This window comes from Pyxidicoccus fallax (assembly GCF_012933655.1).
Lineage (GTDB): Bacteria > Myxococcota > Myxococcia > Myxococcales > Myxococcaceae > Myxococcus > Myxococcus fallax.
Map to the genome: position 1 here is coordinate 1 of NZ_JABBJJ010000461.1, position 8250 is coordinate 8250.

Below are 8250 nucleotides of genomic sequence, written 5' to 3' on the forward strand. Positions count from 1 at the left end.
GAGGGAAGGGGGAGGGGGATGGGGTCGCTCAGCGTTGAACCGCCAGGATGCGCCAGCTTCGTGTGTCGACCGCATAGAGCGCGCCCATGTCGTGGGGCACAGCCCGTCCTCCACAGGCCTGCGGCTCGAGAACGATGCTGACCAGGATGACATCATCCTGGTAGGGCGCGGCGTACACGCCGTACGACTCGCGACGATACAGGCATTCCCACTCTGGCCCTTCGGATGTCGGGGGCTTCTTGTCCCAGGGATAGAAGTCCTCCATCGCGAGCTGGATGGCCCGCACCATGGCCCCCGGAACGGCTCGCAGCCCCTCTTCAGGAATGCCTGTCTCCGGGAACGAGAAGCGGGCTGCTTCCTCTGGTGGCGCATGGACGGGGCGTGGAGGGCGATGGAACAGCGCACAGGCTGGGAGAAGCAAGAGTGCGAGAGGAAGCCAACGCGTCATTTCGTCTCCTCAGTCCTGCTCGCGGATAGGAGGGGGCTGGAGGTGCGTTCTGGCTTCCCCCCATCAAGGGCTTCGATGCCCTGCTCCGCTGGAGTCCCGGTGGGCTCGGAGATGACCTTGAGGATGCCGCTGTCTGGCGCGTCCAGGGCCGTGGCATCGGGTACCACACCGGGCGCCGCGATGACGGTGACCACGCCGCCGTCCGGAGTCTTCAGACGCCAGATGGCATCATCCTCGTCCACTCCGTCCACGATACGCCGCAGGAGGCGGCCATCCCGGGCGATGGCGTACTTCGCGCCCGAGTCCATCGAGGGGAGCCTGCGCCCGCAGTATGCGAGGTCCTCATCGATGTAGATGAAGATGACGTCTTCCCGCCGTGTGAACCGATATGTGTAGGCCTCTCTCCGGTTGTGGCACTCGGTGGGGGCGGAGCCCGGTGGAAAGAGGTCATTGGCGGCAATCATCAGGGCCCGCAGGACCTCTCCCTCCAGGATGTAGCTCTGCCCGGGAGTGCCGACCTGGATGGCGTCACGCTCAGCGTCCAGTGGAAAGGTGATGGACCTGTCGTTCACCACTGGGGACGCGAGCGGCTCCGGACGTCTCGCGCAGCCCGAGGCTACGAGGGCGAGCGCCAGGGCGGACTGTAGTGGCCTCACGATGGATTCCTGGGATGTGGGGCCTCCGCAACCACTTCTCCCTGGGGAGTGACCGCGTAGGAGAACCAGCCATCGAGCACACGAACGGCCGGGCCGCCGCATCGATTGAAGCGCTGATGGAGCACCACGTAATAGAGGCCTGGCGTGGGGCCCGTGAAGACGGCGACATCCAGTCCTTGCTCGGGACTGGTGCATCCCTGGAACAGGTCAGGGAATGGGTTCCTCGTCACCAGCTCGCGGACCGCGCCTGCTGCGGCGAGTGCGGCTCCCGCTTCCATGGGGTGACTCACGAGTCGGACCGAGTCCTCCGTGGGCCATTCGATCTTGCTCTGCCAGGTCGGAGCATGCGTGGCGCACCCGCAGAGCATCGATGCGAGTCCTGCCAGCGCAAATGTCTTGAGCATTCTTCTCCGCTGCTCGGGCAGATGGGAAAGGACCATCGCGAAGTGCACTCACCGGCGGGGAACGCCCATGGGGTATGGACGACCGAGCACGCCCTGCTAGGTTAGCAGCGCCATGCAATACGTCCTACCTGCCCGGTCCGTCCTGTTTCTGGTCCTCCTGGCTTCCGCGGCGGTAGCGCAGGAACGCACGTCGGTCATTCGTGACGTCGTGCTTCCCGACCAGCCGGGTGAGGTCGCGAACTCCGTGTACGTGGCTGGCGGTATTGCCTCTGTTCTCCGCTTCCAGCAGTCGGTGGACGCCGACAAGACCCGGCTCTTGGGATGGGAAGGCCGCTTCGAACCGTTGGTGGCACAAGGCAGGTCCGTCGTGTTGTTCCCTCTCCAGAACCTCACTTCAGAGGACCGGCTCTTGCTGCTGGTGACGCTCAAGGACGGTACCGAGCTGCCCTTCACCGTGACGTCGCGCGCGGAGAAGGTGGACCATCAGGTGAATGTAGTCCCGGATGATGACTCCTTGCCCTCCGTGCGGGCCCAGCTTTCCAACGCGCTCTTGAGGGAGCGGCTCAATGCGGCGGACGCCGAGCGCTACCGCCAGGAGAAGAACTCGGTCGACCATTCCCTGGCCGCGCTCCTGGTCAGCGGCGCATCCCGGCAGACGCCCTTCCGGTGGAAGCAACGGCAGCGTCTCGACTGTGACGGGGCGGAAGTGGACGTGAGCTGGTTCGCGGGCAAGGGGAAGACGGCCGTGTTGCTCAACGTCCGCAATCGAGACGCACAGAAGCCGTGGCGGTTGGGAGAGGTCCGCCTGTCGACGGTGGAGACGCGCGAGGGCCGACCCTTCGCTCTGCGCACGGACCGGGAGGAGATTGCTCCGGGGGCCTCAGGCATCTTCGCGGTCGTCGCGGATGCGAGTGCCTTCGACTCGAAGCAGGGCGTCCAGCAGCTCGTCCTGGAGCTCTTCCGGCCGGATGGGGTGGGACAATTCCAGGTGGTCCTGGATCCACGGTACGTGCGCGAGTAGATCCGCGCACATGGACTTGTCCCGAGTGCTTCGCGTCTCCTGCATCGTCCTGCTCTGCGCGTCCGCTGGCTGTACGGCCGCCCGGGGCTCCGTGCCGCTGCGTGCGGACGGAAGTCCGGGGCCGGAGGAGTGCTCGGAAGAGGCGCTCAAGACCATGCGCATCCTCCGGATGAGGGTGGGGGACGCGGCGAAGGTCGAACTGGATGCCAACCAGATCGACCGGCGGAACATCACGCTGTACGACGGCCCCGTCGAGAGCTACCTGGACGGCCCGCTGGGAATGCTGGAAGCGGGAACCCGGCTGTATGGCCATGTCTGGACGAGCGGGCGGCAAATTGTCGTCCGGTATTACGAGGCGCATCCGGTGGATGGAGAGCCCGTGCCCATCTGCGCGGTCGGCCGGGACATCAGCAAGAAGTCCGATTCCCGCCCTGGACTGGCGGTGCTCGACTACTCGGGTGCCTTGGTGTTCGTCGTGAACTCGTTCCGGTAGACGAAGGGCTCTGCGCTGGATTGCTGGGGGTCTCGGACACTATTGTAACTAGATTGCAGGTTCCATGCTCAGGGCTTGGGTGTGTCAGCCTTCACCGCCGGCTCCCACCACACGGGACCGAGGGGCGCGGTACCTCCGGGCAGCCCTTCTTCGCTCCGCGCCGTGGGCGCTCTGGGACGCAAGGCGCGCCCCAGGGTGTCGATGCTCAGCGGCTCCCCCTCGACCGTACCCAGCACGCGGCCCGAGCGCAGGTCCATCAGCCACCCCCTGTAGAGGAGCATGTCGCCCGTCCAACTGCTGGCATCCGTGACTGGCTCGCCCACGAGGACCTTCTCCTCCGTCTGCGCGTTCCACAGCCACAGGCGCGACTCCCAGCCGCCCTCGGGGCGGGTGGACTTGTATTCCTCTCTCAACAGCGCGACGGGACCCTGCGCGACCTCCAGCGTCGAGGACGGAACGGGCCAGGGCCGCACCGCGCGCCGCTCCAGGTCGACGAGGACCGTGGTCGGCTCGGCCGACTTCCCTCGGGACGCGGGCACTGTCAGCAATCGCGGGGCGGCCCCTCCCGAGTACTCCGGCCGCGCCGACAGGCTCACGCTCCATCCGAGCGACTGATGGACTCCAGGTCCGTACAGTTCCAGGGAGCGATTCGCTCCCTTCGTCGCGCAGCTCACGAGGAGCTGCTGGCGCGCCGCGTCCGCGTACAGCAGCTCGCCATCGCAGCTCGAGGGAAGCCAGGTCTCCCGGCGCCCGTCCCTGTGCTCGAAGAGGATGGACTGGTCCTCGGTCATGCGCAGCAGGCCCGAGCCCAGCGGCTGGAGGATGTCGAGTCCCTCGTACAGGGCGCCGCCCTCCACCGGGCGGAAGCGGCGCACGGGCCTGTCCCCCTGCCAGCCGAAGTGCGAGCTGGACATGACGGGGCCCCTGCACTGCGATGGAGCGAGCGTCGTCCCCTCGAGGGGCCAGGCCAGCGTCCCATCTCCATCCGTGTCCTCCGCCACCACGTCGAAGGCCACCCACTGTCCGGAGGGGTCCAGCATCGCCTGCCCGAGCAGCCCGCCTCCCGCGTCGAGCACGTGCTCCACGTTCCGTTTCAGGTCTCGGACCACCGCCGTGACCTTCGCGCCCTCCGGACGAAGGAAGAGGAGCCGGGTGCCGTCCCGGGAGAACATGGCGCGGACCGGAGGCCGGGCGCTGGTGGCATCGGCGGTGACGTTGGCGGCCAGCACCTCCTCCGCGCGAGTGTGCGTGTCCAGCAACTGGAGCGCGCCGTCACGCACCAGCACGAGGTAGCGCCCCGTCGTGTCCGACGCGAGCAGGTCGTCGATGGGCGTGCCCGGTCCGGGCTCCAGGAAGAGGTAGGGGCGCAGCACGTCGCCGTAAGCGTCGCCGTGACGGCCGAAGGCGACCTCCACACGCCCGTCGCCCGTGGTGTCCTCACGCGCCTGGCACGCGACGAGCCAGCGGCCGTCCGGTGCGTGGGCCTGGAGCACGAACGGATGCGCGGTGCCGTATTCACCTGACACCGGGGGAACGTCTGGCATCGGGGCGGGCGGCTGCGTGCTCGCGGTGGCGTCCGGCTCCGCGGCGGGAAGTCCCTGGCGAACGGCCGGACTCCGTGACGCGCACGCGGACAGCAGCACGGCGGACAGCAGCAGGGGACGGAGGCGCATGTCCTGAAGGCTCGATGATGTCCGGGCAGACTGGCAAGAGAGTCCCACTGCGCCGAGACGTCACGCCGCGGCGTCGCGCACGGGCGCAGCCCATCTTGCCGAGAAGGCTCGCCACGCTCTCGGAGTCAGGCGTCTCCCGCCCCGGTCCGCCCCCTTCAGCCAGGAAATGTGTCTGCCTTCGTATACCCCTCTGAAGCGCAGCGGGAGCGCCACAGGCCGCGTCCCGAGCGCCAGTCCACGACTTCGGTGCGCGAGCGGCCTCCGGGTCATCCGGAGCATTGCCGTCATGAGCTCGAACCTTCAACGTCTGACCTCCCTCCTCACGAGGCTCTCGGGGCGTGACGCCTCACGCTCACGTCAGGAATTGGAGGAGTTGATGGCGGACACGCTGCCGACCCTCTCGCTCGCGGGCCCCATCGCCAATGCCTTGCTCTGCCACCACCTGGCGGGCCGGGAGCAGGCCGTCCTCCTCGACATCGGCCTCGGCACGGGGCGGCAGGCGGTGGACCTCGTGCGGTGCCTCGGAGCGCGAGCGGACCGGCCCCGCTCGCTCACGGTGGTCGCCGTGGAGCCGGATGGCGTGAGCCTCCGCGCCGCCGAGCACAACCTGATGGAGGCCTCGCAGGCGTACGGACTGGACGTCCACGTCATGCCCTTCCAGTCCCCCGTCGAGGAGCTCGACCCGTCGTTCTGGGCCCTCGTGGCCTCGCTCCAGGGAACGCTGCTGGTGCACTCGGCCTTCACCCTGCACCGCGTCCGCGGAAGCGTCGCCGGCGAGGAGCGGAAGGACGGCGTGCTGCGCCGGCTGCGCATGCTGGAGCCCCAGGCGCTCGTCCTCGTCGAGCCCAGCTCGGACCACCAGGTCAGCGACCTGGAGCTGCGCTTCCACAATGGGTGGCGCTTCTATGGGCAGACGTTCCACCTCGTGGACCAGCTCCCGCTGGCCCCCCTGGAGCGGGAGGCACTCAAGGCGTTCCTCGCGCGCGAACTCGAAGGACTCCTCGCCGACTCCGGGGAACGCTGTGCCCGGGGATACGAGCACGTGAGCGGCTGGTGGCGGCGCCTGGCTCGGACGGGCTTCACGCGGGCGGCCGTCCCCCAGGCCGTGGACCTGGGTGACCACCCCCTGGTGCACCCCAATCGTTACCCAGGCTACGTGGGGCTCGATTACCGAGCGGAAACGCTGGTGGCCGTGCTGTGCGCCACACTCGGTGCGCGGGGACGCTGATTCCGCCTTTCCCCAGCGTCGCCGAGCGCCGACACTGTGGGCCTCCCATGCCTCGAGTCCCCGTGCGCCTCCATTCCGCCCTCGTTCTGCTGGCCTGCGTCTCCGCCTGCGCCCCACGCGCGCGGACCGGGCCGGAGTCTCCCGCCACCATGTCCTCGGCCCCAGCCTCCGCGGCGGATGCCGCGTATGCCCGCCTCGTCCGCGAGTACCTCGACTGGTACACGGCGGCCAACCCCACCCACGCCACGCGGCTCGGCTTCCACATGCATGACGCCCTCCTGCCGGACGTCTCCGCGGAGGCGCTGGGCCGGAAGATGGAGACGCTCCGCGCCTGGCTCACCCGCGTGCAGCAGGTGGACCGCGGCGCGCTCACCGGAGACGCCGCCGTCGACATCCACGTGCTGGAGAACGCCATCCGCGCGGACCTCGCGCAGCTGGAGGAGCAGCGCGACTGGGAGCGCAACCCGGGCTTCTACGTGGGGCTCATCACCGGTGGGCTGAGCAGCGTCTCCTCGCGCGAGTTCGCTCCCGTGGACGAGCGGATGCGCTCCCTGCGCGCCCGCATGGCGCGAATCCCCGCGGTGCTCGACGCCGCGCGGGCCAACCTGAAGGGCGTGCCGAAGCTGTGGGTCCAGCTCGCCGCGCGGGACGCGCGTGGCACCGTGACCTACCTGCGCACGGACCTGCCCCAGGCGCTGGATGCGCAGGGCTTCTCGCGCGCGGACGCCCAGGAGCGCGACGCCTTCGCCCGGGTGCGCGAGGACGCCGCGCGGCAGGTGGAGGCGTTCGTCACCTGGCTGGAGCAGGACCTGCTGCCCCGGGCCGACGGTGACTTCCGGCTGGGACGCGAGCGCTTCGAGAAGAAGCTGGCCCTGGAGGAGCACGTGACGCTGAGCGCGGACCAGCTCCGCGACATCAACGAGCGGGCCATCCGCGACTACAAGGCCTGGGTGGCGCGCGAGGCCGCGAAGGTGGACCCGAAGGCCACGCCCGAGCAGGTGATGGCGGTCCTGGTGAAGGACCACCCCACGCCGGAGGCGCTGATTCCCACCGCTCGCGAGCAGCTCGTGGAGCTGCAGCGCTTCGTGCGCGAGCGGAACATCCTCACGCTGCCGTCGGACCGGCTGCCCACCGTGCGCGAGACGCCGCCGTACGCGCGGCTGGGCTTCGCGTCCATGGACACCCCCGGCCCCTTCGAGAAGAAGGCGACGGAGGCCTACTACAACATCACCAACGTGGAGCCGGGCTGGACGCCGGAGCAGAAGGCGCAGCACCTGACGTACTTCAACCGCGCGGGCCTCCTGGGCATCTCCGTGCACGAGGCGATTCCCGGCCACTTCGTGCAGCTGCTCTACGAGTCGCGCATCCCCACCGACGTGCGCAAGGTCTTCTCCCCCGCGTCCGTCGTGGAGGGCTGGGCCCACTACACCGAGCAGATGATGGTGGACGAGGGCCTGGGCAACGGAGACCCGCGCATCCGGCTCGGGCAGCTGCGCCGGGCCTTGCAGCGGCACGCGCGCTGGTACGCCGCGCTGGCGCTCCACGTCTACGGCGAGCCGCTGGAGGCCGTGGCGAAGCGCTACGCGGAGATTGCGTACTTCGAGCCCTTCCCCGCGATGCGCGAGGTGGAGCGCGGCACGTCCAACCCGACGTATCTCTATTACGCGCTCGGGCGCATGCAGATTTTGAAGCTGCGCGAGGACTACCGCCGCCACCTGGAGTCGCGCGGAGAGGCGTTCGTGCTGAAGGACTTCCACGACCGCTTCCTGCAGCTCGGCCTGCCGGTGTCGCTGGCGCGCGGCGTCCTCATCCCGGGGGACACCGCGCCCTCGCTGGAGTGAGCCGGGCTACAGCTCGATGACCTCGGGCTTCTCCTCGGCGGGCGTCGGCGCCCGCGAGGTGAGGCCCTGGATGATGAAGCCCTCGGGCGCGTGGATGGCGGCCCCGTGGTTCGGGTCGATGTACATGCGCACGGACTTCCCGAGCCCCTCGTAGGTCACCTCGAAGGTCTCCACCCCGGTGCCGCTGTGTGGGCCGAGGCGGCGCCAGGCCACCCGCTGGCCCTCCGGCCCGCGCAGCAGCTCGAAGAAGGCCATGATGCCGCGGTCCCCGTAGCCCACGCGCACCGGGTCCCCCGGGTGGAAGCCATAGGCGTCCTGGCCCTCCGGTGACTGGCTTTGCACGGGGCCGCGCGCCACGCGGTCATGGCTGTGGGAATGGGACTGGCGGGACGACGCGCACGCCGTCAGCAGCAGCAGCCCCACGCAGGCAATACGAAGCGAGAACATTCGACCCTCCACCACCACCGTCCACCCGCCGTCCAAGCT

General features: G+C 69.1%; 8 protein-coding genes. 4 read left to right on the top strand and 4 right to left on the bottom strand.

Going from position 1 to position 8250, the window contains the following annotated elements; translation table 11 throughout:
• Positions 1–28: 28 nt before the first annotated feature.
• A complete protein-coding gene (locus HG543_RS57225) occupies positions 29–289 on the bottom strand; it encodes a hypothetical protein (RefSeq protein WP_439332620.1) in 261 nt (86 codons plus the stop codon).
• A gap of 155 nt (positions 290–444) precedes the next feature.
• On the bottom strand, positions 445–1104 hold the full coding sequence (locus tag HG543_RS48820; RefSeq protein WP_169351834.1) for a hypothetical protein: 660 nt from the start codon (positions 1102–1104) through the stop codon (positions 445–447).
• 516 nt (positions 1105–1620) lie between these two features.
• Between HG543_RS48820 and HG543_RS48825 the strand changes: the two genes are divergently transcribed.
• On the top strand, positions 1621–2529 hold the full coding sequence (locus HG543_RS48825) for a DUF2381 family protein (protein ID WP_169351835.1): 909 nt from the start codon (positions 1621–1623) through the stop codon (positions 2527–2529).
• Between the two features lie 10 nt (positions 2530–2539).
• Positions 2540–3022: a serine/threonine protein kinase gene (locus tag HG543_RS48830; RefSeq protein ID WP_169351836.1), complete on the top strand. Its 483-nt coding sequence runs from the start codon at positions 2540–2542 to the stop codon at positions 3020–3022.
• 68 nt (positions 3023–3090) lie between these two features.
• Here the strand turns inward: HG543_RS48830 and HG543_RS48835 are convergent, their stop codons facing one another.
• On the bottom strand, positions 3091–4695 hold the full coding sequence (locus HG543_RS48835; protein WP_169351837.1) for a hypothetical protein: 1605 nt from the start codon (positions 4693–4695) through the stop codon (positions 3091–3093).
• A gap of 286 nt (positions 4696–4981) precedes the next feature.
• Here HG543_RS48835 and HG543_RS48840 point away from each other — a divergent pair, with 286 nt between their 5' ends.
• A complete protein-coding gene (locus HG543_RS48840; RefSeq protein WP_169351838.1) occupies positions 4982–5923 on the top strand; it encodes a class I SAM-dependent methyltransferase in 942 nt (313 codons plus the stop codon).
• A gap of 149 nt (positions 5924–6072) precedes the next feature.
• Entirely contained in the window at positions 6073–7764 is a 1692-nt protein-coding gene (locus HG543_RS48845; protein WP_246357848.1) for a DUF885 domain-containing protein, read from the top strand.
• Between the two features lie 6 nt (positions 7765–7770).
• Here HG543_RS48845 and HG543_RS48850 read toward each other — a convergent pair.
• On the bottom strand, positions 7771–8250 hold a 480-nt coding region (locus HG543_RS48850), incomplete at its 5' end, for a hypothetical protein (protein WP_211194698.1).

Bases quoted from the DNA above. Each gene is read 5' to 3' on its own strand.
- HG543_RS48845 (WP_246357848.1), top strand. From the start codon at position 6,073: ATGTCCTCGGCCCCAGCCTCCGCGGCGGATGCCGCGTATGCCCGCCTC.
- HG543_RS57225 (WP_439332620.1), bottom strand. From the start codon at position 289: ATGGTGCGGGCCATCCAGCTCGCGATGGAGGACTTCTATCCCTGGGAC.
- HG543_RS48830 (WP_169351836.1), top strand. From the start codon at position 2,540: ATGGACTTGTCCCGAGTGCTTCGCGTCTCCTGCATCGTCCTGCTCTGC.
- HG543_RS48835 (WP_169351837.1), bottom strand. From the start codon at position 4,695: ATGCGCCTCCGTCCCCTGCTGCTGTCCGCCGTGCTGCTGTCCGCGTGC.
- HG543_RS48840 (WP_169351838.1), top strand. From the start codon at position 4,982: ATGAGCTCGAACCTTCAACGTCTGACCTCCCTCCTCACGAGGCTCTCG.
- HG543_RS48825 (WP_169351835.1), top strand. From the start codon at position 1,621: ATGCAATACGTCCTACCTGCCCGGTCCGTCCTGTTTCTGGTCCTCCTG.